The organism is Archangium violaceum (genome assembly GCF_016887565.1).
GTDB classification, from domain to species: Bacteria; Myxococcota; Myxococcia; order Myxococcales; family Myxococcaceae; genus Archangium; species Archangium violaceum_B.
The window spans coordinates 2,535,639-2,559,720 of record NZ_CP069396.1 but is presented as its reverse complement, the minus strand read 5'-3'; the positions used below and the strand labels follow the sequence as shown (position 1 = coordinate 2,559,720).

The 24,082-nt window shown below is 69.8% G+C and carries 20 protein-coding genes; 4 read left to right on the top strand and 16 right to left on the bottom strand.

Going from position 1 to position 24,082, the window contains the following annotated elements; genetic code table 11:
• Positions 1-74 precede the first annotated feature (74 nt).
• Entirely contained in the window at positions 75-1,001 is a 927-nt protein-coding gene (locus JRI60_RS10640) for a DUF4382 domain-containing protein (RefSeq protein WP_204225732.1), read from the top strand.
• Positions 1,002-1,094: 93 nt separating this feature from the next.
• Here JRI60_RS10640 and JRI60_RS10635 read toward each other — a convergent pair whose 3' ends face one another.
• The 7 genes from JRI60_RS10635 to JRI60_RS10605 all read right to left on the bottom strand — a co-directional run bounded on the left by JRI60_RS10635 (position 1,095) and on the right by JRI60_RS10605 (position 11,232).
• Complete coding sequence (locus JRI60_RS10635) at positions 1,095-2,072, bottom strand: MBL fold metallo-hydrolase (RefSeq protein WP_204225731.1); 978 nt, start codon at positions 2,070-2,072, stop codon at positions 1,095-1,097.
• A gap of 98 nt (positions 2,073-2,170) precedes the next feature.
• Positions 2,171-3,100, bottom strand: a complete 930-nt coding sequence (locus JRI60_RS10630) for a DMT family transporter (protein ID WP_204225730.1) — start codon at positions 3,098-3,100, stop codon at positions 2,171-2,173.
• Positions 3,101-3,150: 50 nt separating this feature from the next.
• Positions 3,151-4,122, bottom strand: coding sequence for an N-acetyltransferase (locus JRI60_RS10625; RefSeq protein WP_204225729.1), 972 nt, complete (start codon positions 4,120-4,122; stop codon positions 3,151-3,153).
• Positions 4,097-4,873 carry a potassium transporter TrkH gene (locus tag JRI60_RS10620; protein WP_204225728.1) on the bottom strand — a complete coding sequence of 259 codons (777 nt, stop codon included), beginning with the start codon at positions 4,871-4,873 and terminating at the stop codon, positions 4,097-4,099. The genes JRI60_RS10625 and JRI60_RS10620 overlap by 26 nt, the downstream gene beginning before the upstream one ends.
• 9 nt (positions 4,874-4,882) lie before the next feature.
• Positions 4,883-5,023: a hypothetical protein gene (locus tag JRI60_RS10615; RefSeq protein ID WP_204225727.1), complete on the bottom strand. Its 141-nt coding sequence runs from the start codon at positions 5,021-5,023 to the stop codon at positions 4,883-4,885.
• A gap of 12 nt (positions 5,024-5,035) precedes the next feature.
• On the bottom strand, positions 5,036-10,891 hold the full coding sequence (locus JRI60_RS54445) for an FG-GAP-like repeat-containing protein (protein ID WP_204225726.1): 5,856 nt from the start codon (positions 10,889-10,891) through the stop codon (positions 5,036-5,038).
• A gap of 41 nt (positions 10,892-10,932) precedes the next feature.
• Positions 10,933-11,232, bottom strand: a complete 300-nt coding sequence (locus JRI60_RS10605; protein WP_204225725.1) for a PqqD family protein — start codon at positions 11,230-11,232, stop codon at positions 10,933-10,935.
• 191 nt (positions 11,233-11,423) lie between these two features.
• On the opposite strand from JRI60_RS10605, the gene JRI60_RS10600 reads away from it, so the two are divergent.
• A complete protein-coding gene (locus tag JRI60_RS10600) occupies positions 11,424-11,981 on the top strand; it encodes a cytochrome c oxidase assembly factor Coa1 family protein (protein ID WP_204225724.1) in 558 nt (185 codons plus the stop codon).
• 75 nt (positions 11,982-12,056) lie between these two features.
• Here JRI60_RS10600 and JRI60_RS10595 read toward each other — a convergent pair whose 3' ends face one another.
• The 3 genes from JRI60_RS10595 to JRI60_RS10585 form a co-directional block, all read right to left on the bottom strand.
• On the bottom strand, positions 12,057-13,025 hold the full coding sequence (locus JRI60_RS10595) for an electron transfer flavoprotein subunit alpha/FixB family protein (protein WP_204225723.1): 969 nt from the start codon (positions 13,023-13,025) through the stop codon (positions 12,057-12,059).
• Positions 13,026-13,067: 42 nt separating this feature from the next.
• The gene (locus tag JRI60_RS10590) at positions 13,068-13,865 is read right to left on the bottom strand and encodes an electron transfer flavoprotein subunit beta/FixA family protein (protein WP_204225722.1); all 798 of its coding nucleotides are present in this window, start codon (positions 13,863-13,865) and stop codon (positions 13,068-13,070) included.
• 151 nt (positions 13,866-14,016) lie between these two features.
• Entirely contained in the window at positions 14,017-15,153 is a 1,137-nt protein-coding gene (locus tag JRI60_RS10585; RefSeq protein WP_204225721.1) for an acyl-CoA dehydrogenase family protein, read from the bottom strand.
• 175 nt (positions 15,154-15,328) lie between these two features.
• Here JRI60_RS10585 and JRI60_RS10580 point away from each other — a divergent pair, with 175 nt between their 5' ends.
• Positions 15,329-17,560, top strand: a complete 2,232-nt coding sequence (locus JRI60_RS10580) for a hypothetical protein (RefSeq protein WP_204225720.1) — start codon at positions 15,329-15,331, stop codon at positions 17,558-17,560.
• An 80-nt stretch (positions 17,561-17,640) separates the two neighbouring features.
• On the opposite strand, the gene fsa is transcribed toward JRI60_RS10580, so the two are convergent.
• Positions 17,641-18,297 (bottom strand): fructose-6-phosphate aldolase, encoded by a 657-nt coding sequence (fsa, locus tag JRI60_RS10575; protein WP_204225719.1) that lies wholly within the window; start codon positions 18,295-18,297, stop codon positions 17,641-17,643.
• 172 nt (positions 18,298-18,469) lie between these two features.
• On the opposite strand from fsa, the gene JRI60_RS10570 reads away from it, so the two are divergent.
• Positions 18,470-19,531, top strand: coding sequence for a KpsF/GutQ family sugar-phosphate isomerase (locus JRI60_RS10570; RefSeq protein WP_204225718.1), 1,062 nt, complete (start codon positions 18,470-18,472; stop codon positions 19,529-19,531).
• A gap of 65 nt (positions 19,532-19,596) precedes the next feature.
• On the opposite strand, the gene JRI60_RS10565 is transcribed toward JRI60_RS10570, so the two are convergent.
• From JRI60_RS10565 to dapA, 5 genes are all read right to left on the bottom strand, one after another.
• The gene (locus tag JRI60_RS10565) at positions 19,597-20,967 is read right to left on the bottom strand and encodes a tetratricopeptide repeat protein (protein WP_204225717.1); all 1,371 of its coding nucleotides are present in this window, start codon (positions 20,965-20,967) and stop codon (positions 19,597-19,599) included.
• Positions 20,964-21,491 (bottom strand): 2-amino-4-hydroxy-6-hydroxymethyldihydropteridine diphosphokinase, encoded by a 528-nt coding sequence (gene folK, locus JRI60_RS10560; protein ID WP_204225716.1) that lies wholly within the window; start codon positions 21,489-21,491, stop codon positions 20,964-20,966. The genes JRI60_RS10565 and folK overlap by 4 nt, the downstream gene beginning before the upstream one ends.
• Entirely contained in the window at positions 21,488-22,255 is a 768-nt protein-coding gene (locus tag JRI60_RS10555) for a fumarylacetoacetate hydrolase family protein (RefSeq protein WP_204225715.1), read from the bottom strand. The genes folK and JRI60_RS10555 overlap by 4 nt, the downstream gene beginning before the upstream one ends.
• Positions 22,252-23,067, bottom strand: a complete 816-nt coding sequence (dapB, locus tag JRI60_RS10550; RefSeq protein WP_204225714.1) for a 4-hydroxy-tetrahydrodipicolinate reductase — start codon at positions 23,065-23,067, stop codon at positions 22,252-22,254. Before dapB ends, JRI60_RS10555 begins: the two co-directional genes overlap by 4 nt.
• A gap of 125 nt (positions 23,068-23,192) precedes the next feature.
• Positions 23,193-24,080 (bottom strand): 4-hydroxy-tetrahydrodipicolinate synthase, encoded by an 888-nt coding sequence (gene dapA / locus JRI60_RS10545; protein WP_204225713.1) that lies wholly within the window; start codon positions 24,078-24,080, stop codon positions 23,193-23,195.
• Positions 24,081-24,082: the final 2 nt, after the last annotated feature.

Below are 24,082 nucleotides of genomic sequence, written 5' to 3'. Positions count from 1 at the left end.
GGGGAGTGCTTTGGGGGAGTGGCATGAGCCCACGGGCTCATGAAGCCCTCCTTCCAAACCCCGGAGCACCCTCCATGAAACGCATCCAGCTTCTGACGCTCAGCCTGTTCGCGCTCACCTTCGGCCTGCTCACCGGCTGCGGCGGCGACAGCCAGGTCACCATCAAGCTGACCGACGCCCCCGGCGACTTCAAGAAGGCCGTCGTCACCATCTCGGAGGTCTACCTCCAGGGCGCGGATGGCAAGGTGGTGCTCAGCGACGAGGCGACGACCACCAACCTGATCTCCCTGGCCAACGACACGAAGGACATCGTGAAGGACGCGGTGGTCCCGGCCGGCAACTACTCCGAGCTGCGCTTCGTCATCTCCGGCGCCTATATCGAGGTGGAGCAGGCCGACGGCAGCACGCTCATCTACGCCACCGAGGACAACTACGCGGGTCTGCCCGAGGGCGCCAAGGTCGCCGGCAAGCTGCAGACGCCCAGCTTCAGCTCCTCCGGCCTGAAGGTGAAGTTCGACGGCGACGTGGAGATCTCCGGCGAGCAGAAGGTCATCCTCGTGGACTTCGACGTGGCGCAGAGCTTCGGCAAGGAGCGCGGCCAGGGCGACAAGTGGGTGATGAAGCCGGTCATCAAGGGCGCGGACATCACCTTCAGCGGCAGCGTGAACGTGACCCTGGCCAAGGGCGCCGAGGTGACCCTGCCCGTCATCAATGAGCAGGCCGTGACGCTCGGCCAGTTCAGGGCCACGCTCACCGCCGAGGCCGACGCCGACGGCGCCGCCGCCCCCGCCGCCGAGGAGCTCGCCCTGACGGACGCCAACGGCGACGGCGTGTTCGAGGCCAGCTTCAAGTTCCTCGTCCCCGGCAACTACAAGATCAACTTCGTGGCCCCCGCGGGCGTGAGCTTCACCACCAACCCGTCCGTGCCGGCCCCCGTCACCATCGCCTCCGGCCAGGACCAGACGCAGGCCTTCATCCTCACCTCGGCCTCGGCGCAGTAATCCAGGACGCGTCCCCCTGTTTACCCCCCTTCAGGTGGGACTCCCGACCGGGGACACGGCTCGCGCCGTGTCCCCGGTCGTCTTTTCGAAGGCTCACAGGAGCGCCAGCTGCTTGGGCTGCCCGAGCGCCCGCGCATCCAGGCCCTCCCCGCGCAGCACCTCGGCCAGCTCCTCGGCGAAGCCGTGCAGGGTGATGACGTCGCGGGCTCCCGTGGCCTTCACGTAGCGCACCAGCGACGGGCTGTCGGCATGGTCCGACAGCGGGAAGGCCACGTCCGCGCCATAGCGTCGCGTGGCCCCCGGCCCGTCCACCGCCCAGCCCGTGAGGACGGCGGTGGCGCGCGGCCAGAGCGGTGCCAGGGCCCCACCCCGCGCCTGGTGCGGCGGGAAGAAGAGCACCTCGCCCGGCTCCACGCGCCCGTCGAAGCGGCGCAGCGGCTCGATGGGGACACCGAGCTCCCCGTACAGCTTCGTCACCTCGTAGATGGAGGCGTGGGCCACCAGCGGGAAGCCCCGGTCCGACAGGTACTTCATCGCCTCCTGGCTCTTGCCCAGCGCGTAGGCCAGCAGCACCGGCACCGCGCCGCGCTCCTGGTGCCGGCGCACCCAGGACTCCACCTGCCCCAGCACCTCCTCCCTCGGCGGGAAGACGTAGCGCGGGTGCCCGAAGGTGGACTCGATGATGAGCGTGTCGCACTCGGCCACCTGGGCGGGCTCGGCCGTGAGCGAGGGCGCGAGGTTGATGTCGCCCGTGTAGACGATGCGCCGGCCGTCCTCGCGGGTGACGCGCAGCTGGGCACTGCCGAGCACGTGGCCCGCGGGCAGCAGCTCCAGCGTCAGCGAGCCCAGCGCGAAGGGTCGGCCGTAGGGGGCCGGCAGCGGCGCGCTGAGCGTGCCCAGCCGGTGCGCCATGAGGCGCAGGGTGGCGGCGGTGGCGATGGTGCGCTCGTGCCGGGCGATGTGGTCCGAGTGCGCGTGGCTGACGAAGGACAGCGGGGACTTGCGCGTGGCATCCAGCGCCAGCGGCGTCCCAGCCAGGTGCAGTCCGTTCCTTCGCAGCTCGACGCTCATGGGAGTCGTCGGGTATAGCGTGTCCCCGCGGCTCGTGCGCCTTCTCGTCCACCGCTCCGCGAACCCGAGCGTCGGGCAGGCGGAGGAGCGGGCCCGTGCTACACGTCTGGGAGCTGCTCGGCGGCCCCGCGCGCGCGCAGGCGGCCGAGCAGATGGCCTCCCAGCTCGGCCACCAGCACGCCCGACACGATGAGGCCACCGCCCACCCACTCGCGCACGCCGAGCATCTCGTAGCCGAGCCCCACCGAGTACACCGCCGTGAAGACGGGCTCCATGGAGCAGATGAGCGCCACGCGCACGGCGGTGGTGCGCGCCTGCGCCCACGTCTGCACGCACAGGGCCATCGCGCTGGCGATGAGGCCACAGAAGGCCACCGCCACGATGAAGATGGGCGCCCACTCCACCCGTGTCTCGGTGAAGGGCAGGCAGAGCGCGGACAGCACGGCCACCACCCACAACTGCACGGCCACGAGCGGCACCACTCCCGACTTCGGCGCGTAGCGCTCGGTGAGGAGGATGTGGAGGGCGTAGGCCACCGCGCAGCCCAGCGTCAGCCAGTCACCCGAGGACAACCCCCCCTCGCCCACGTCCGCGCCGGTGAGATAGCGCAGGCCCACCGCCGCCAGCACCACGCCCACCCACGAGGTGACGCGCGGCATCCTCCGGAAGAGGGCCAGTCCCAGCAGCGGGACGAAGACCACGTACAGCCCGGTGATGAAGGCCGAGCGCGAGGGCGTGGTGGACACCAGCCCCACCGTCTGCAGCACGAAGCCGAGGAAGAGGAACACCCCCAGCAACAGCCCCCGGCGCAGCGTCTGGGGGACGAGCATCTGGCGCCGGGCGACAGCCGTGAGCGCCAGCGCACCGAGCGTGAAGCGCAGCGTGAGGAAGGAGTACGGATCCCCATGGCCGAGCGCTCCCTTCACCACCACGAAGGTGGTGCCCCAGAAAGCGGTGATGAGGAGCAGGGCCCCGTCCGCCCGGAAGCGGGAGGTGTCGTTCGTCGGAGAGGAAGAGGGGCTGCTCACGGGGCGAGAATCGTTCTCATGAAGGAGGAAGGATGCCCCGTGCTTTTGGCCTACCCTTCGGGCCGACGCAATGGGGGGGTGGCTTCATCCCCCAGGGGGCGCACGAGCTCCCGCCAGGTACCTCCGGATGGACTCCACGGCGGGCTCCGGCGCTCCGCCCCGTGCCCTCCAGGCACCTCGAGGAAGCCAGCGCCAGCCATGAACTCCCGGCAGGCCACCTCCTCTTCCCGCACCGCCGCGCGCAGCACCAGGACACTTCGTCGGGAGGCGGCACCTTCCAGCAGCACCCCGAGCAGCCGCGTTCCCACTCCGAGCCGCCGCGCTTCCTCCGTCACGTGGAGGTAACGCAACCACTCCCCTTCCCGAGCCGCGAAACCCACCATCCGTCCTCGGGCGGTGAAGGCTCCCACCGCTCCGTCCTCCAGGGACCAGCGCTCCCGCAGCGCATCGCCCAGGAAAGCCGTGGGCCCCCGCAGGGCATGCCCCGCGTAGAGCAGCAGCGCCTCGGCGTCCTCCGGGCCGAGGGGCCGCACCTCGATGGGACCGAGCCACCGCCGCCGCATCTCGCGCGTGGCCGGAGAAGAGGTGATGCGCCGCAACACCTGGACGCTCCGGCGAAGGTGAGGGCTGCCCGCCGCGCGAGCACTCGCCCGGTGGACGATCAGCAACAGCGGCGCGAGCCGTCCCCCCACCGGCAGGCGAAGCCCCAAGCGTCGTACCGCGACCACCCGTCCCAGCAAATGCACGGGGCCCTCGTCCAGGCGCCCGAGGAAGGACCGCGTACTCAGCGGAGCCACGGAGGACACCACGTGGGCCGCGAGTCCCCGTTCCTTCACCCGGACGAGCGCGATGTCCCCGGGCCGCATCCTGGAGACATCCGAGCAGCGCTCCACCTGGATGGCATCACCACCGCGCAGCAGCGGGTACATGCTCCGCCCCGCCCCACGCACCCAGAGGCGCGTCCCCGGGGAGCTCGCCTCGAGGAAGGCCACCCACTCAGCTTCGGGACGGCGAGAGGCCATGCACCCACTCGTCAAGGAAGCCCGCCACGGCCGGGTCCTTGCGGAACATCAGGCGGAAACCCGGAGCCGGCGCCATCAGGCCACCCAACCTCGGCAGCGTCCCGGCTCCGAGGCTCAGCCCCGTGACTCCCTCCCCTTGGAACACCTGTCCGAGCAGCGGCGCCACCAGGGCCGCCGGGCGCACCGGGGACAACGATTCGGCCGGCCCCTTCTCCAGCAACAGGAAGGCGTGCAGGCGAGCCTCGGCGCGCGAGGCCGGCAGGTCCGGCTCCGAGCGGAAGGGACTGCCGCACACGAGGCCGTCCGGCAGCAGCGCCACCACCTCGTCCGAGAGCAGCCCGGCCCGGCCCGATTGGACGCAAAGCCGCGAGAGGGTGGACTTACCCGCTCCACTGGGACCCAGGGCCACCACCGCCGCCTCACCGAAGGCCACGCCAGCGGCATGCAGGCAGAGACCTCCCTGGCGCAGGATGGCGAGCTGGAAGAGCGCTCGCAGCGCGAGCTCCGCCGAGAGGAGCTCCAGGGGCGCATCCGTCCCCAGCCCCTCCTCCTCCACTTGAACGGCGCCGAGCGAGGGCTGTCCCGGCTGGAAGGGCCGGGCCCCCTCGCCCAGGTCAGCCCGCCGCCAAAGCCTCAGCCGTGGCCGCCCCTCCTCCACGAGGAAGGGCTCGTAACCGCACCGGGGGCGGGCCGCGTCGAGGAGCGCGTCCTCGACCTCGCACACCCATCGGCCGAAACACACCCGCGCCATGCTCCGGACCTACAGGCACTCGGGGCGCGGGTCACCGAAGGGGTCGCAGTTCGTCGGCTGGAACAGGTCCGGCACGATGATGCGCTCGGACCTCACCCGGGGAGGACGATAGGGCTTCTTGGGAAGTGGCTGCTTCGGTTCCGGCCGCATGGACGAGGTCTCTCAATACCACACGGTAATCCGACCCGGGGTGTCAAAGGGATCGCCCGCCGCCACGTCCGGCACACCATCCCCGTTGAAGTCTCCTGTCACAACACCGGCCCCGAGTGCCTTGACTCCCTTGAAGCGGGACTGTGCGACACCTTCACCCGCCACGGGATCGAACGGAGCCCCGGTGCCCCCCCGGTTGTAGAGGATCCAGGCCGAGGCGCTGGTGGTCATGGATTCGCCGGTCACGAGGTCCGGCAACCCATCCTGGTTGATGTCCGCCGAGGCCAGCGTGTAGCCAAAGAAGCGCTTGACCGTGATGCTGGGGTCATTCGCCACGGTGATGGACCACTCGGGCTGGACGAACCCCGACGCCCCACCGTCCGGGAAGACGCGAAGGGTGTTCGACTCGGGCTGGCTGACGACCAGGTCCCTGGCGGGTCCACTCGCGAAGTTCACCCGCGCCACCACGTCCACGCCGAAGCCATTCAGACCGCCCGTGCTGACCGGTCCGTAGGAGAGGCGCTGGAGCACGTCCGCGACCGTCAGCGTCCGCTCCGCCACGGTCGCGCCGCCGCGGGCCATCAGGACGCTCCCGGGATAGATGTAGAGGGTGTTGATCTTGTCGTAGGGCGCGGAGATCGAGAGCTCCGGCTTGCCATCGCCATCGAGGTCTCCCACGTTCGCCTGCCCCCGGCGCCGGCCGAAGTAGGTGTTGGTGTTCACCGTGAGGCTCGTATCCCCTTCGATGATGCGGTCCGCCTTGTCCACGGGCACGAAGGCCACGCCGCTCTCGTTTCCGGTCGCGGCCGCCACCCAGTTCGCCCGGGTGCGCCCGAAGAACAGATAGACCCTGCCCTTCCCACCGTTCTCCCCGTCGGCGCTGAGGAGCACCTCGGACAATCCATCCCCGTTGAGGTCCGCGATGATGCGGGCGGCGGCGCCAAAGCTCGTCCCGCTGGCCTGGCCCCGGAACTCGATGGGAGTCGGATCCACCGGCTGGCCCGTGCGGCCGAAGTAGAGGAAGGCCCGGCCTCGCGTGCTGGTCCAGTTCGGCGAGCCCACCAGCAGATCCGGCCGCCCTTCCCCGGAGGCGTCGCCCACGTTGCCGACCGCCACCTCGGTCCCGAAGGTCTGGGTCGCCACGGTGGGTGTGGAAGGCCACAGCGTCAGGGGCGTCTCGTTGCCGGAGAGGGCATCGGAGTAGATGTGGACCGCGCCCACGTTCGTGGTGGTCGTGCTGCCCACGACATAGCTGGCCCTGGAATCCCCCGTCACCAGCTCATCCTTGCCATCGCCGTTCAGGTCACCGCTGGCCATGACGAGGCCGAAGAACCCGGACCTCGCCGTGGGGTTGGTGAGGACCTTGTTCGGAGCATTGTCGAAGACCGGGATGGTCCGGAAGGGCGAGACGTTGCCCACCTCATCGAGGGCCCGGACCTCGATGAAGTACTTCGCCAGCGGAGGCAGGGTGAGCCGGTAGGACGTGGTCTGCGCGGGCAGCAACGCGCCGGTCTCCCGCCGCACCTGGGAGCTGTAATAGGTGGCCTCGTCCGGGATGCCCGTCGGCAGCAGCGTGTCGGTGGTCCAGCGCAGGTCGTAACCCACCGGCGTGCCCGTGGCGTCATCATCACCGCTCCGAGGCCACGTCAGGTCCACCCAGGCCTTGCGTGCCCCACCCGCGGGGATGTTCGCGGTGAAGGCCACCTGGGCCGGAGGCCGAACGTCCACGGTGACGTCGATGGCGTACACCGTCTCGTTGAGGGCCGTATCGCGCAGCCTCAGTTCCAGCGGCCCGTTGGTGCCGTGCGGCAGGACGAGGGGAATCGTCAGCGACTCGGGGCTCTGGGAGATCGACAACGACGCGAGCTCCGTGGTGCCCTTGTAGAGGATGCGCAGGCGGCCCCCGGTGGCGCCCGTCACCGTCGCCCGGAACTCCGCTTCCGCGTCACCGCCCGGCGTGAGGTCCTGCACGTAGCCGGAGCCCGGCAGGTTCACGTTGGAGGCGGACACGAAGGTCAACGTCTTCTGGGCGGGAGTGACGGTGCTGAAGGCGGGCGGGGTGACGTCCACCGTGTAGTCGACGAAGTCGCTCGTCCGGCTCGACGCCGAGTCGACCATCTCCACCGTCAGCCGGGACTGCTCGCCGTCGGGCAGCGACACGTCGAAGGAGAAGTCCCCGGTGCCCGGATCCGCCAGCGTGGAGCCCAGCGTGGTGCCCTCCTTGTAGAGCCACACGGTCTGGCCCGCGCAGCGGGTGGTGCGCCCGCGCAGCGTGTACTGCAGGCCCGCCTGGCCCGCGTTCCCATCATCCGTCTGGTTGAAGGTGACCGGAGTCCCCGCGGGAGAGGTGAGCGAGACGTCACAGCCGACGTGCGGCACCGTCACCCCTTGCGCACTCGCCGAGACGCTGTTGCCCGCGGCGTCCGCGGTCCTCACCGTCACGTCCTGCGTGCCTTCGGGAAGGTTCACGGTGCCCTGCGCCACTCCGTTGACCACCGGGAAGGAGCCCACCAGTTCCTCCGAGCCTCCTCGTACGGAGAAGACACTCACGATGAGCCCCTCGCCGCCCTCGACCTCCACCCGCACCGTCGCCAGCGGAGAGCTCAGGGTGGAGCCGGAGGTAGGACTGACCAGCGTGAGCACCGGGGCCTCCAGGTCCACCGTCACCGGCACGCTCACCGGCGCGCCCAGGTTGCCCGCCTTGTCCTGGGCGGTGAAGACGAGCGTGTAGCTGCGGGTGCCCGTCGCCTCCACCGTGAAGTCGTGGGACACCGAGCGCCCCTCCGGGGTCTTCGTCACCACGGTGCCCGCGGGGTCCAGGCGCAGGGAGACACCACCGGGCCCGACATCGGCGCTTGTCTGAGCGCTGGCCCGGAGCTGGAAGCCCGCCGTGGCCGGAGCCGCGTCATCCGCCGGTCCGAGCGTGGCTCTGCCCGGTGAGGTGGGGTTGAGCTGGGGCACCACCCGATCCAGCCGGAAGGACATCAGTGCCGCGGCATTGACCGGGTCCAACGGATTGGGCGGCACGGCGGCCACCGTCCGGTTCGCGTTGCCCGCGGCGTCCGTGACGACCACCACCAGCGAGTAATCCGCCTCCTCGAGGGGCGGCAACGAACCGAGCGTCACGTCGGTCACCGCGCCCGCGGACACGGCATTGCCATAGAGGGTGTTGTTCGTGGCGTCGCGGACCTGGATCGGCAGACCGGCCGCCAGCCCGGTGGTGGACACGCGCAGGACCGGGGCACCCGAGGGCCACTCGGTCGCATTCACCATCCGGTCCCCGTTGGCATCGCCCACGAGCTCGAGCGCGGTCACCTCCGGGCGCACGCTGTCCACCACCAGCGACACGGGAGCGGACTCACGGACGGTGCCACCGTCGTCGAGCACCACCTTCAGCGAGTACCTTCCGTCCGGATAGGAGAACAGGTTGGTGTAGGCCGGAATCCCCGCCGCCAGGGTGAACCAGCCGCTCCCGTCCCGGCACGGCGCCGCCGCCGTGGTGAGCGCGACACTGGTGCACACGTCCACCGTGGCCGTCGCGGAGGCACCATTGAGCGTGTAGCTCAGGGGGTGCTGGATGCCGGGAGTGAGCGGGTCGCGATCCGACTGCAGGTTGTAGTTGCTGGAGGCACCCGGCGCGCTGAGGACGATGTCGCCCGGCGTGGTGTCCACGGTGTACAGCGCGCTCGCGCACGCCCCGGCGCCCGCGTTGTTCACCAGCACCGCGCGAAGCACGTTCACGCCATCGGCGAGCTGCACCCCCGACAAGGTCTTCCCCGTGTCCACCACCTCCACGGGGACCCCACCCACCTCGGTGGTGTCACGGTAGAGCTTCAGCTGTCCCTGGGCCCCAGCGGAGAAGCCCAGCTTCAGCGCCACCAGGAGGTTGCCCTCGCCCACCGGCGTGCCATCGGCCGTTCCCAACGTCTGGGAGGGATCCGGCGATTCGAACTTCAGGGAAGAGGCCACGAAGGCCGAGACGACGGGCACGGACACCGAGGACTCGTTGCCAGCGAGGTCCACCGCTCGCGCGGAGAAGGAGCAGGTGCCGCTGGTGGGAACACCGACGTCGCGAAGCGAGGCACGACCCTGCTCGTCCGCGCTCGCCAGGAGGGTGCCCTGCAACCCGCAGCCCTGGACGAGCACCTGCGCGAAGGGCTCCGTCACCGCGTCGAGCACCACCTGGGTGCCGGGCAGCGAAGAGGTGTCGATGAAGGAAGGCTCGACGCGGCCCCCGGGTGCGTCGCGCACGGTGACGGCGAGCGCGGGAGGCGTGGTGTCACGGGACACGGTGACGGCCTGGCTGACGCCGCCCCCGGCGCACGAGGCCACCAGACTCCAGGCGCCGTCCCCGGACAGGTTCACGGACAGGGAGGCCGCACCACCCGACGCCGTCCCCGAGGCATTCTCCGAGGCCCCGGTGCGCTGCGCGGAGAGACTCACCGGTCCGTTGTTACCGAGCGCCTCCACCCGCACCGCCACCGGCTTGCCGCCCGCGGGCAGCACGTCGCCCGGCGAGGGCTCGACGATGCGGCAGTTGGGACGGCCCGTGCGCACCTGCGTCGTGGCGAGCGTGCACACCTGGATGCCGGCCGCGTTGCGCACGCAGGCCTTCACCGTGTTGGCGCCCTCGGCGAGCGACAGGGTGAAGCGCGCCACCCGGCCCTCCCCGCTGCCATCCACCGTCCGCGCACGCTGCGGCTGGCCGAGCCGGCCCGACACCGTCGTCCACAGCTCCACCTCCGTGCCCACCGGCTGGTCGTCCACCTTCACCACCGCCTCGGCCTGGGCGGGCTGACCGGCGACGAAGGTGTCGACGGTGGCCGGCACCCTCAGCACGGGGGCGGGCGCGGTGCTCGCCACCACGACGGAGAGGGGCTTGCCGGTCACGTTGCCACCCAAGTCCGTGACGCTGAGCTGGAAGTCGTGCCGGCCGTCACCGGGAACGGTGACCTCCGGGAAGAGGGCCTGCCCCGCGCGGACCGTGGTCGTCAGCGCCGCGGCTCCCTCTCGCGTCAGCGTGGCCGTGGCACCATCCTCCACCGAGCGCACCACCGCCTCCACCTTGAAGGTGCGGGTGGCCACCGCGGACACGGGCGAGCTGATGGCCAGCCGCGGTCCCTCGGTGTCCAACGTCATGCCGCGCGCCGGAGACGTCACGTCCCCACCGGGCAGCTTCACCACCGCCACGCACTGCGAGGGCTGCGCCTCGCGCACCGGCTCGGAGAGCGTCACCCGCGCCACGGCCTTGCCATTGTCGCCCACCGTGAAGGGCACTGGCGCGATGCCGCACACCCCCGCGCACGAGATGAGGCCACTGGCCCCCCGCAGTCCCGTGCCCCACAGCTCGAAATCCACCTGGTAGCCCGGCAGCAGCGGGTCCGCGTCATCCACCTCGCGCAGCACCTGCCCCTCGGCGGGGATGACGATGTCCAGGGTCCGCGTCTCGGCGCCCACCGTCACGCTCTGGTCGTGCGAGGCCGTGCGCTTCGAGCCCTGCTCCTCCACCGTCACCCGCAGCACGTTGGTGCGCCCCGGCAGCGTCACCGTGGGGAAGCGCACCCGCTGGCCCTCGATGGTCGCCGCCGGCCCCTCCCGCCACACCGACTCGCCCGCCGACAGCACCTCCAGCTTCGCCTGTGACAGCGTCACCGCGCGCCCGGCCGAGTCCGCCGCCACCGCCACCACGTCGTACTGGAAGCCCGCGGCGCCCACGTCCGCGTCATCCCCCAGCGCCAGCCGTTGACCATCCACCGGCCGCTCGAAGGCCACCGTCAGCTCGGACTCCACCGGCGGCTTGCCGCACGTACACCCCGCCGTCCACAGCGCACACACCGCCAGAAGCCACTGCCATCCCGTTCGACGCATGACTGCCTCTCGACGTACTGGAACCGGCCCCACACCGGGCTTCACAGCCCGAGCACCAGCACCTTCTTGTCCACCAGGAGCCTCACGAAGGCGACCGTGTCCTCACGGCACGCCTCGGGCTCCACCTCGAACTCCTCGCACAGCGCCGCCACGATGTCGCCCAATGTCCGCCGTCCGTCGACCAGCTCCAGGATGCGCTCGGCCACCTCGGACACCTCGCCGCCCTCGTCCTCGAACGTGTGCAGGGTGTCGTCCGGCCCCACCGCCAGCATCCGGTCTCCCACCCGCTGCACGCCCGCGTCCGGGTGGAGGTTCGGCACCACACTCATCACGTCCTCCATGTGTGCCCTCCCTCCTCCGGCCTTGACCCCCAGCCCCGTGCGAAACGGGGTGGGATGCTACCCCCTCCCCGATACCCGGGCCAGGAACCGTGCTCGCCCGCAAGCCCTGTTGTCGACCATGCGGTAACCGCTATGACGGGGGCGCGCCACCCTCGCAGGCGGCGGGAGGAACCAGGGAAACCATGAACACGATGCCAGAAAGTGAGATGGCGCCCCGGCAGGGCTGGTGGGGCCGCAACTGGAAGTGGGTGGTGCCCACGGGGTGCCTGGGGCTGCTGCTGTCCTGCGGCTGCCTCGGCGCCCTCGTCTTCGGCTTCACCTACCAGGCCCTCCGAGGCACTGGCGTCTTCGTCGAGGCGCTCACCCAGGCGAAGCAGTCTCCCGAGGTGCGCCAGACGCTCGGCGAGCCCATCGAATCGGGGATGATGCTCCAGGGCTCCATCCAGTCCCAGAACGACCAGGGCTCGGCCAACTTCTCCGTGCCCCTCAAGGGCCCCAAGGCCGACGGCACCCTCCTCGTCGAGGCCTACAAGAACGGGGACGAGTGGAAGTTCACCACGCTTCAGGTGGAGGTGCCGGGACGCCCGACCATCGACCTGCTCGGCGGAGAACCCGCGCCTCCACCCGACACCGTGCCCTTCCCCGACTCGCTCCCGGACGTCGAGCCCCTGCCCGAGGACGAGGAGCCCGGCGACTCGCCGCCCGAGGAACAGGAGCCCGAGGGAGACGAGAAGGACATCGAGCTCTGAGCCCGCAACGGAGAAGGGGCGGCGCGAGGAGTCTCCCCGCCACCGCCCCTCCCGGGACTGCTGCTCCGGCAGTGCCTAGCCCTTGGCCTTGTGGATGGCCTCGCGCAGCGCGGGCAGCACCTTGAAGAGGTCCTCCACCAGCCCGTAGTCCGCCACCTGGAAGATGGGGGCCTCGGGGTCCTTGTTGATGGCGACGATCGTCTTGGAGCTCTTCATGCCCGCCAGGTGCTGGATGGCACCGCTGATGCCCGCGGCGATGTAGAGCTGCGGGGCGACCACCTTGCCCGTCTGGCCCACCTGCAGGTCATTGGGCACCCAGCCGGCGTCGCACACCGCGCGCGAGGCGCCCACCGCGGCACCCAGCTCGTCGGCCAGCGCTTCGATCTCCTTGAAGTCGCCCTTGGTGCCGCGACCGCCGGACACCACCACGCGCGCCTCGGTGAGCTCGGGCCGCGCGCTCTTGACCTCCTTGAAGTCGACGAACTTCGTCTTGCCCGCCTCCACCTTGGGGGAGAAGGTCTTGACCTCGGCGGCGCCCTGGCCACCCGCGGCCGCGGGGAACTCGGTGGCGCGCAGGGTGAAGACCTTCACCGGCGTGGTGAGCTTCACCTCGGCGAACACGTTGCCCGCCCACATGGGCCGGGAGAACGTGACGTCCGCGCCACTCCCGTTGAACCCCATGACGTCGGTGGCCATGGCGGCCTGCAGGCGCGCGGCCACGCGGGGCAGCAGATCCTTGCCCTGCGCGGTGGACGCCATGCCCACGTAGTTGGCGCCAATGGACCTGGCCAGCTCGGCGATGGCCGGGGCGTACGTCTCGGCCAGGTAGTGCTCGAACTCGGGGGCCGCGGCGGTGTGCACCGCCTTGGCGCCCAGGCCCGCGAGCTCCTGGGTGACCTTGGAGGGATCCTTGGAGAGCAGCACCAGGTGCAGCTCCGCGCCCGCCTTCTCGGCGAGCTGCTTGCCCGCGCCAATGGCGTTGAGGGTCGCCTTGCGCAGGTTCCCGTCCGGCTGCTGCTCCGCAACGATGAGAACGATCGGCATGTTCGGCTCCTAATCTCGAAGAAGAAGGGGAACGACGCCCCGTCAGACGACCTTGGCCTCGTTGCGCAGCTTGTCCACCAGCGTCGCCACGTCCGGCACCTTGATGCCCGCCTTGCGCGGCGGCGGCGCCGCCATCTTCAGCACCTGCACCTTCGGGGTGACGTCCACGCCCAGCTTCGCCGGCGTCAGCTCCTCGATGGGCTTGCTCTTGGCCTTCATGATGCCCGGCAGGCTGGCGTAGCGCGGCAGGTTCAGGCGCAGGTCCGTGGTGACCACCGCCGGCAGCGCGCACTCGAGCGTCGTCAGGCCGTTGTCCACCTCGCGCACCACGCGCACGCTCTTGCCATCCGCGCCCACCAGCAGCGCCGGCACCTTGCTCTTCTCCTGCTCGCTCTCCAGCGACTCCACCTTGGAGGCGAACGTGGCCTGGCCCCAACCCAGGTACTCGGCCAGGTACTGGCCCACCTGGTTCTGGTCATCGTCGATGGACTGCTTGCCCAGCACGACCAGGTCCGGCTTCTCCTTCTCCACCACCTTCTGCAGCAGCCCCGCCACTCCCATCTGGTCCAGCGCGCCCGTGTGGTTCACCCACACCGCGCGGTGGGCGCCCATGGCCAGCGCGTGCCGCAGCTGCTCCTGGACTTCCTTGCCGCCGATGGAGACGACCACCACCTCGCCGCCATGCTTGGCCACGAGACGCAGTCCCTCCTCGACGCCAATCTCATCGAAGGGGTTGATCTTGTACTTGAGCCCCTCCTGAACGATGCCCGAGCCGTCCGGCTTCACCTTGATCTTGGACTCGGGGTCTTCCACGCGCTTGGCGGTGACGAGGATCTTCACGGTCGTCCTTCTCCTTAGAGCGGGTACTCCCAGAAATGACCTGACGGGTGCGTTTTCATGACGCAACGCGCCGCGTCGCGGGGCGTTGATTTACGCATCAACGCCCCGCTCCGGCAACCGGGAAGCGCAAGGAGCGGACAGTTTTTCTTGTCTACTTGAACAGCTCGCGCGCGATCACGAGGCGCTGCACCTGGCTGGTGCCCTCGTAGATCTGGATGAGCTTGGCGTCGCGCATGAGCTTCTCCACCGGGTACTCCTTGATGTAGCCGTAACCGCCGTAGACCTGGACGGCGTCGGTGGTGACCTTCATGGCCATGTCGGCCGCGAAGCACTTGGCGTAGGAGGACTGGAGGCTGGCGCGCTGGCCCTGGTCCAGCAGCCACGCGCTCTGGTGACACAGCAGACGCGCGGCCTGGATGTTGATGGCCATGTCGGCCAGCATGAACTGGATGCCCTGGTGTTCACGGATGGGCTTGCCGAACGTCTTGCGCTGAGCGGAGTAGTCCAGGGAGTGCTCGAGCGCGGCGCGGGCGATGCCCACCGAGAGGATGGCGGTGATGGGACGGCTGTTGTCCAGCGTCTCCATGGCGATGCGCCAGCCCTCGCCCTCCTCGCCGATGCGGTTGGCCACCGGGACGCGCACGTCCTCGAAGGTGAGCGCCACGGTGTCGCTGGCGCGCTGGCCCATCTTGTTCTCGTGCTTGCCCACGGTGAGGCCCTTGGGACGGCCCTCCACCACGAAGCAGGTAATCCCCTTGTGCTTCTTCGCCTTGTCCACGGTGGCGAACACCGTGTACTGGTCCGCGTGGCCGCCGTTGGTGATGAAGCACTTGGCGCCATTGAGCACGTAGTGGTCGCCGTCGCGCACCGCGGTGGTGCTCATGTTCGCCACGTCCGAGCCGGCCTCCGGCTCGGTGAGGCAGAACGAGGAAAGCTTGAACTTCTCGGTGAAGGGCGTGAGCAGCCGCTTCTTCTGCTCCTCGCTGGCGCCCACGATGATGGGCAGGTTGGCCAGGTCATTGGCCGTGATGGAGGTGGCCATGCCCGCGCACCCCCAGGCCAGCTCCTCGTAGGCCAGCAGCTGGTCCACGTGCGACAGGCCCAAGCCGCCGTACGCCTCCGGGGTGGCCATGTTCAGCAGGCCGTTCTCCCAGGCCGAGGCGATGATGCTCCGGGGGAACTCCGAGGTCTCGTCGTGGTGGGCCGCCTTGGGGCGAATCACTTCACGAGAAAACTTGCGCGCCATCTCCTGCAGGGCGCGCTGGGATTCGGAAAGCTGGAAGTCCATGGGTCCTCGCGGGCTGTGATCCGGCAGAAAAACACGGTGGTTGAAAGGGTGCTTCCCACCGGCTTCGTGCCATGTGTCTGTGGTTTGACGAATACCGCGTGCACCGGAATACTGCCAGCCGTCAAGACCCGGGGTCTGGGCCGGTTCAACCCCGTGTCCGAGGGGAGTCATCTACATGCATCGATTGTTGAAACTCACTGGCGCCCTGGCGCTGGTGCTGGGAATCACCGCCTGTCCGGGAATCTTCGGGGGCGAAGAGGAGAATGAGCCCCTGCTGCTCGTGACCGCCAGGCCCACCCGCATCGACGACGTGGGACAGGCGTCCACGCTCACCGTAACGGCCACGGATGGCAAGGACGAGCCGGGCACGGGCTCCGTGGAGCTGACGGCCGCCGCCGGCGTCTTCGACAACGACCAGAGCACCATCACGCTGACGCTGGAGAACGGTGGCGCCACCACCACCTACAAGTGCCCGAAGGCCCAGGACGTGGGCTGCAGGGGCGGCGTGGCCATCGACGCCCAGTGGGGCCAGGCCACCTCCAAGGTGACGATCACGGTGGGCAGCGGCACCACCACCCCGGACGGTGGCACCGACGGTGGCCCCATCAAGCCCCCGCCCACGGATGGTGGCGCGGGAGATGGTGGCCCGGGCGTGAGCCTGTCCGTCAGCAAGAACCCCATCTTCTACAACGTCGGTGACTACGCCATCGTGACCGCCACCCTCAAGCGCACCAACGGCACGGTCTGGGCGGGTGAGACGATCGCGTTCGACACCACCATCGGCGGTCTGCAGCCCACCGATGGCGGCACCACGCCCGTGCAGTCGCTGTCGGCGACGACCGCCTCCGACGGCATCGCGCAGGTGCGCTTCGTGGAGACGGGCTCCCCGGGCACCGCCAGCATCCAGGCCAAGCACGAGGCCTCGGGTCAGGCGAAGTCCATCCAGGTGGACGTCACCACCGTGCAGCAGCTCACCCACAAGTCCACCCTGTGCAACGGCACGGCCTGCACCATCATGGGTGTGCGTGGCTCGGGCTTCAACGAGCAGGCGCAGATCACCTTCAACCTGAAGGACTCGTCCAACCGGCCGGCCGTCGGAGTGAAGGTGACCTTCAGCATCCCCAACGCGCCGATGAACACCACCGTCACGCCCTTCGGCTACACCAACGCCCAGGGTGACGTCACCGCGACGATCTCCGCCGGCCCCACCATCGGCGCCATCGTGGTGCACGCCACGGCCATTCCGGGCCTGGTCGAGGTGGACAGCCCCACCATCGGTATCCGTGGCGCCAAGCCCACCAACAACGGCCTGTCCATCCAGTGCAACCTGGTCAACATCGCCGCCTACGTGAGCCCGGATCCCCCCGCCGCCTTCGATGTCGGCTGCAAGGTGAAGGTGGTGGACCGGTACAACAACCCGGTGGGTACCGGCACGCCGGTGAACTTCAAGGCAGAGGCGGGCAACATCACCACCTCGGTCAACACCACCCCCTACTCCCCCACCGGCAACAACATCAACGAGGGCGAGGGCTCCGTCACCTTCAAGACGCGTGGCGGTACCAACTTCCCGGTGGATGTCACCCCGCTGGAGGCGAATCCCTCCCAGTTCCCGTTCTCGCGCAGCAAGGAGCCGCGGGTCCTCAGTGGCCAGCTCGAGCGCAACCCGCGCGACAGCCTGGTGACCATCATCGCCTACACGCGCGGTGAGGAGTACTTCTCGGACGACAACAGCAACGGCATTCGCGACGCGAACGAGCAGTTCATCGACCAGGGCGAGCCCTACGTCGACAGCAACGACAACGGGGTGCGGGACGAGGGTGAGATCTACATCGACGAGGCGCCCGCCGACGGCAAGTGGAACCCGCCCAACGGCGTCTGGGACAAGGACACCAGCATCTGGAGCGAGGCGTTCATCCTCTACACCGGACGTCCGGTAGCCTCGAACTCGCTGCTCATGAGGCGCCCCGGCGGCTATCCGCCGGTGTACACGACCTTCTCCGGCGGCTGCGGCAACGGACTCGCCAAGGGGACGGATGTCATCATCGAGGGCTATTTCGGCGACGAGTTCCTCAACCGTCCCCAGGCCGCCGCGACCGGCTTCAACATCTCCCACACCGCCAGCAAGGGGAGCGTGTCGCAGCTGATCTCCGGCCTCCAGGACGGCTATGGCTTCGGCATCGAGCGCCGGAAGATCAACCCCGTGGATGGCTCGGACTGCACTCCGGCCGTCAAGGTGTGCAACTGGCGGACGCTGTTCTACGACTGGGGCTACGGCTACACGGGACAGTTCCAGATCAAGGGCGCCTCCACCACGGACGTGACCCCGTGTCAGACGGACAGGGTGTACATCACCTGCACCGTGCTCAACATCGGGCTCGCGATCCCCATCGACGGCGCCATCGAGTAGTCGGCCACACGCCGCGCTGAATCGACGAGGCCACCGCGCCAGTACGGGCGGTGGCCTCTTCGTTGCCGGGCGACGACGGCCTACGGCTTGGCGGACTTGGGAACCTTCTCCCAGTCGGACAGGAACTTCTTGATACCGATGTCGGTGAGGGGGTGCTGGGCCAGCTGGGCGATGACGCTGTAGGGCAGCGTGGCCACGTCCGCTCCCATGCGCGCCGCCTGCAGCACGTGCACCGGGTTGCGCACGCTCGCCACCAGCACCTGCGTGGTGAAGTCGTAGTTCTGGTAGATCTCGATGATGTGGGCGATGAGCTCCATTCCGTCCTGGGAGATGTCGTCCAGGCGGCCCACGAACGGCGAGATGTAGGTGGCCCCCGCCTTGGCGGCCAGCAGCGCCTGGTTGGCGGAGAAGCACAGCGTCACGTTGGTGCGGATCCCCTCGGCGGTGAGCGCCTTGACGGCCTTGAGGCCCTCCACGCCCATGGGAACCTTCACCACCACGTTGTCATGAATCTTGGCGAGCCCCTTGCCCTCCTTGATGAGCTCGGGCGCGTCGGCGGAGACGCACTCGGCGCTCACGGGTCCATCCACGATGGAGCAGATCTCCCGGATGGTCTCCTCCAGGCCGCGGCCCACCTTGGCCAGCAGCGACGGGTTGGTGGTCACTCCATCCAGCACGCCCATCGCATGGGCCTTGCGGATCTCCTCGACGTCGGCGGTGTCGATGAAGAACTTCATCTCGTCCCCTCTCCAGGTTCAGGTCTGCCCTGTAAGGTTGTAAGGCGGAAACCCACGGGTGCAGGCGAGACGCTCCCGTCTGCCCGCCGGGCGAGGAGGCGCGTAGCCGATGCCCCCCGGTGCGTCAAGCTGGCAGGCCCGCCCGGCCCGGGGTTACAAGGGCCCCACCACCATGGCCCGAGCCTCCCGAAGCACCGCCCGGAAGCCCCGCCTCCGCGCCCTCCCCTCTCCCAATCCCCCCTCCCCCGAGCCCTCCCGCGACGAGCGCGAGGCCACGCTCGCCTACGCGCGCAGCGTGCTCGAGGCCGAGGCCCAGGCCATCCTCGGGTTGATGGGGCGGCTGGGCGACTCCTTCCTGCGCGCGCTCGAGCTGGTGCGCGACTGCCCGGGCCAGACGGTGGTGACGGGCATCGGCAAGGCGGGCCTCATCGGCCAGAAGCTGTCCGCCACCCTGGCCTCCACCGGCGTGCGCTCCGTCTTCCTCCACCCCACCGAGGCCGTCCATGGAGACCTGGGCCGCGTGGGCCGCGGGGACGTCATCCTCGCCCTCTCCAACAGCGGCGCCACCGAGGAGCTGGTGCGGCTGCTGCCCTCCTTCAAGCGGCTGGGCGCCCCCGTCATCGCCCTCACCGGCGACGCGGAGAGCCCCCTGGCCCGGGGCGCGGACGTGGTGCTGGACATCGGCCGCATCGAGGAGGCCTGCCCCATGGGCATGGTGCCCACCGCCTCCACCGCCGCCCTGCACGCCATCGGTGATGCGCTCGCCATGGCCGTGATGCGCGCACGGCCCTTCTCCTCCAGCGAGTACGCCCTGCTCCACCCCGGCGGGAAGATCGGCCGCTCCGTCATGCGCGTCTTCGAGCTGATGCGCTCCGGGCCCTCCAACCCCGTCGTCCGCGACTCCGCCAGGCTCTCCGAGGCCGTGGTCGTGATGACCAACACCCCCGGCCGGCCGGGTGCCACCAACGTCGTCGACCGCCAGGGCCGCCTCGTGGGCATCTTCACCGATGGCGACTTGCGCCGGCTCGTCGAGCGCGGGGAGACCAACTTCGAGCGCCCCATCCGCGAGGTCATGGGCAAGCGGCCCCGGTGCGTCGGCCCCGAGGTTCTGGTGCTCGAGGCCACCAAGCTCATGCGCGAGTTCCGCGTCGACCAGCTTCCCGTCGTGGACGCCGAGGGCAAGGCCGTGGGCCTGCTCGACGTCCAGGATTTGCTCGCCGCTCGGTACTTCTAGGCAGGGCACGGAGGGGCAATACCCTCACCCCAGCCCTCTCCCAGGGGGAGAGGGGGCATACACGGTTACTGGCTCAGCTTGGCCTGGAGTGATGTCTGGGCCGCGTAGCCCGGCGCCGAGGCCGCCAGCTTCGTCCAGAGCGCCTTCGCTCCCTTCAGGTCACCCTTCGCCTTCAACGTCTCGCCCAGCTTGTCCACCGCCGCCGGGTCCGACTCCACCGCCACGCCCCACACCCGGTCCGCCGTGGGCTTGCCCAGGCCAATGAGCGTCCACGCCAGGCCCGCCTTCACCCGCCCGTCCGGACGCAACGGCATCACCTGCCGGTACGACTGCAGCGCCTCGTCGAAGCGGCCCTTCGCCAGCAGCTCCTCGCCCTGCGCCACCGTCTGGTCGAGCTGCGCCTCCAGCTCCGGCGTGTGCTCGACGTTCTGCATCGCCTGCATCGTCTCCTGCGAGAGCGTGGGCGCCGAGGCCCCGGCGGCTCCACCCGCCATCGGGCCACCCGCCCCCGCCATCGGCCCACCCGCTCCCGCCATCCCCATCGTCGGCTTCGGCGACAGGTCCAGCTTGGACACCCGGATGCGCCGGTCCTCGGCGCGCGAGGCCAGCATCTTCTTCATGCCACCGGCCTTCACCGCGTCATCCGCCAGGCGGCTCAGCTTGCGCGCCAGCGCCGAGCGCGTCGAGTCCGGGTGCGCCGCGAGGAAGGCCTCGAAGCCATCGCGCGCCGACTGCAGCGCCTTCATGTCCTCGCCCCGCGTCTCGTACAGCAGCGCCGAGCGCCCGAAGAGCGCGTCCGCGAACGAGGGCGACACCTCCAGCACCCGCTCGTACACCTTCAGCGCGCCCTCGGCGTCACCGTTGAGGAACAGCGCGTTGCCGCGCATCGACTCCACCTCGAGCACCGGCTGCAGCGCCGCGCGCGCGCAGGCCACCGCACCCGCGGTGTCGCCCTTCTTCGCACGCTCCGCCGCCACCGCCCCCATCTGCTCCACCGGCGTGTCCACCGAGAAGCCACACTGGGCCTCCTCCGCGGACGGCACCGCGCCCTTGCCCAGCTTCTTGCGCTGCGCCACGAAGAGCTCGCGCGTGGCCTTCGCCTTCTCCTCCGCCTGGAGGAAGTAGGAGACGGCATCCGCGGAACGCCCGTTCGTGTAGTAGAGCTTGCCGAGCGCCGAGGCGATCTCGAACGTCTTCTCGCGCTCGCGCAGGCCCTGCATGCCGTCGAGCTGCTGGAGCAGTTCCTCGGCGGTGGGCGGCGAACGGCCCGTCATCGGCGGGTGCCCCTCCATCATCTGCCCCGAGGGGGGCATGGCCGCGCCCGGGCTGGCGGCGGAGGGCTGTGCGTCCGAGCCAAGGGTCGGATGCCCGGCGGGCAGGTTGGTGGGCTCGGCGGCGAGGAGGGCCGCGGTAGCCAGGGCCAGGGAGAGGGTCATGACTCGGTCACGGGGGAAAGGGTTTCGGGCCACTGGGTGGCCGGGCACCGCTGCACGTCCTGCGGCGCGAGCTGGGCGAGCAACTCCACCACCGACATGCCCAGCACCGGGTGCTCGGCCTCGGGGGCGAGCTCGGCCAGGGGCTCCAGGGCGAAGCGGCGCTTGTGCAACTCCAGGTGCGGCACCTGCAGGTTGGGGTCCGCCACGACCTCACCCTCCCACAGGAGGATGTCCAGGTCGATGGGACGGGGGCCCCAGCGGGGACCGTCCAGGCGGCGGCCCAGGTCCTTTTCGATCTGCTTCAGGATGCAGAGCAGCCGCTGGGGAGGCAGCCCGCACTCCAGCTCCACCACGGCGTTGAGGTAGCGCGGCTGGGGAGGCCCCACCGGGGCGCTCTCGAAAAGGGAAGAGCAGCGCAGGACGGCCACCGCATCGATTCGGGACAGCGCCTCCAGGGCGGAGACGAGTTGGGCTTCGCGGTCTCCCTCATTGGAGCCCAGCCCTACATAGACAGTGGCGCTCAAGGCTCCATCTCAACAGGATTGGCCAGGGTCCCGATTCCCTCCAGCTCCACTTCCACCGTATCTCCAGCGGCCAGCCGACCCACGCCCGAGGGAGTCCCCGTGCTCACCAGGTCACCCGGCAGGAGTGTCATGATGTGGGAGATGAAGGACACCAGCCGGGCGGGACCGAAGATCATGTCCGAGGTGCGGCTGTCCTGCTTCACCTGCCCGTTGATGCGGCAGAGGATGCGCAGGTCCGCCGGGGACAGGCCGGTGACGGCCCAGGGGCCCACGCAGGCGAAGGTGTCGTAGCTCTTGGCGCGGGTGTGCTGCACCTCGCGGCGCTGGATGTCGCGCGCCGTCACGTCGTTGATGCAGGTGAGGCCCCAGATGGCCCGGGCGGCGGTGGCCTCGTCGACGTTCTTGAGCCGCTCGCCGATGACCAGCCCCAGCTCCGCCTCGTAGTGCACCTCCTGGCTCGCCTTGGGAATCCGGATGGGCGAGCGGTGCGCGTTGAGCGCGGTGGAGGGCTTCATGAAGATGAGGGGCTCGGGCGGGACGGGCTTGCCCATCTCCTCCGCGTGCTTGCGGTAGTTCTGCCCGATGCACACCACCTTGGAGGCCTCGGAGGGCACCAGCAGCGACACCGCGCCCAGCGCCACGCGCCGGCCCGTGTCCTCCCCGCCCGCCCACGGCGCACCGGAGAGCACCACCACCTCGTCACCCTCGATGCGGCCGTATTGCGCTCGGCCCTCGTCCTGGAAACGGCAATACCGCGTCGTCATGGCGTCCTCTGGAAGCCGAGCACGTCGGCCATGTCGTAGAGCCCCGGCGCCCGGCCCGTCACCCAACGCGCCGCCCTCAGCGCCCCGAGTCCGAACTGGTCCCTGCTCGTGGCCCGGTGGGTGAGCTCGATGCGCTCGCCCTCACCGAAGAAGTATACGGTGTGCTCGCCCACGACGTCCCCGCCCCGCAGCGTCTGCACCCCAATCTCCTGCTTCGGGCGCGCGCCAATCTGCCCGTGCCGGGCGAAGGTGAGATCCTCCTGCCCGCGCCCCAGCGCCGAGGCGAGCACCTCGGCCAGCTTCAGCGCCGTCCCCGAGGGCGCGTCCTTCTTCATCCGGTGGTGCGCCTCGAGCACGTCCACGTCGTAGCCCTCCCCCAGCACCCGGGCCAGCTCGGCGGCCATGCGGATGACCACGTTCACGCCCACGGAGGTGTTGGGGGCGAGCACCACGGGGATGGACCTGGCGCTGGCGGCCACCTCGGCGCGGGACTCGGGGGTGAAGCCCGTGGAGCCGATGACCATGGCCACACCGCGCTCGGCACACTGGCGCGCGTGCGCCACGCTGGCCTCCGCGCTGGTGAAGTCGATGACCACCTGGGCTCGCGACGCGTCGAGCACGCGGCCGAGGTCATCGTTCACGGAGACACCGAGCGTCTCCAGACGCGCGGCCTGGCCGGCGTCCTGTCCCACGGAGGCGGAACCCTTGCGCGAGGTGGCGCCGGCCAGCTCGAGGTCCTTCGAGTCACGGACGAGGCGCAGCAGGGTGCTGCCCATGCGGCCAGAGACTCCGGTGATGACGGTGCGGATCATGGTGACCTCGATACCCTCACCCTAGCCCTCTCCCGAAGGGAGAGGGGACATACACGGTGAGGAACCAGGGTTAGTCCCTCTCCCTCTGGGAGAGGGTCGGGGTGAGGGTATGGAGTCCCCCGGGTTCAACCCTGGAGCAGGCCCAGCTTGCGCAGCTCGGCCTCCAGCTTCTTCGCATTGGGCTCGGTCATGGGAACCAGGGGCAGACGCAGCTCCGGTCCGAAGAGTCCCAGCTTGTGCAGGGCCCACTTCACGGGGATGGGGCTGCTCTCGATGAAGAGCAGCTTGTGCAGCTCGTTCATCCGGACCTGGAACTCCCGGGCCTTGGCGAGCTGTCCGGCCCGAGCGGCGGCCACCAGGTCCGCCATCATCCGCGGAGCCACGTTGGAGGAAACCGAGATGACGCCCTTGCCGCCGCAGGCGATGAAGGGCAGCACGGTGAAGTCATCGCCGGACAGGAGCGTCAGGCGCTCGCCGCACTTCTCCACCAGGTCCACGGTGCGGGCCATGTTCCCCGTGGCCTCCTTGATGGCCACCACCTCGGGGATGTCGCACAGCCGCAGCGCCGTCTCCGGGAGCAGGTCCACGCCGGTACGGCCCGGCACGTTGTAGGCGACGATGGGGAAGCCCGGGTGCGCCTTGGCGATGGCCTTGAAGTGCTCCACCAGGCCCGCCTGGGTGGGCTTGTTGTAGTAGGGCGTGACGATGAGCGTGCCGTCGGCGCCGGCCTCGCGGGCGCGCCTCACACCGTCGATGGCCTCCGCGGTGCTGTTGGAGCCCGCGCCGCCCACCACCTGGACCCGGCCCGCCGCCTCCTCCACCACCACGCGGATGGCGCGGAAGCGCTCCTCGGGGGTCATCGTCACGGCCTCACCGGTGGTGCCCATGGGGATGAGCACGCTCGTTCCCCCGGCGATCTGCTGCCGGACGAGCGCACGGTAGGAGGCCTCGTCGAGCGCGCCATCCCGGAACGGGGTGGCCAGCGCGGTCATCGAGCCTTCGAAGGTCTTCATGC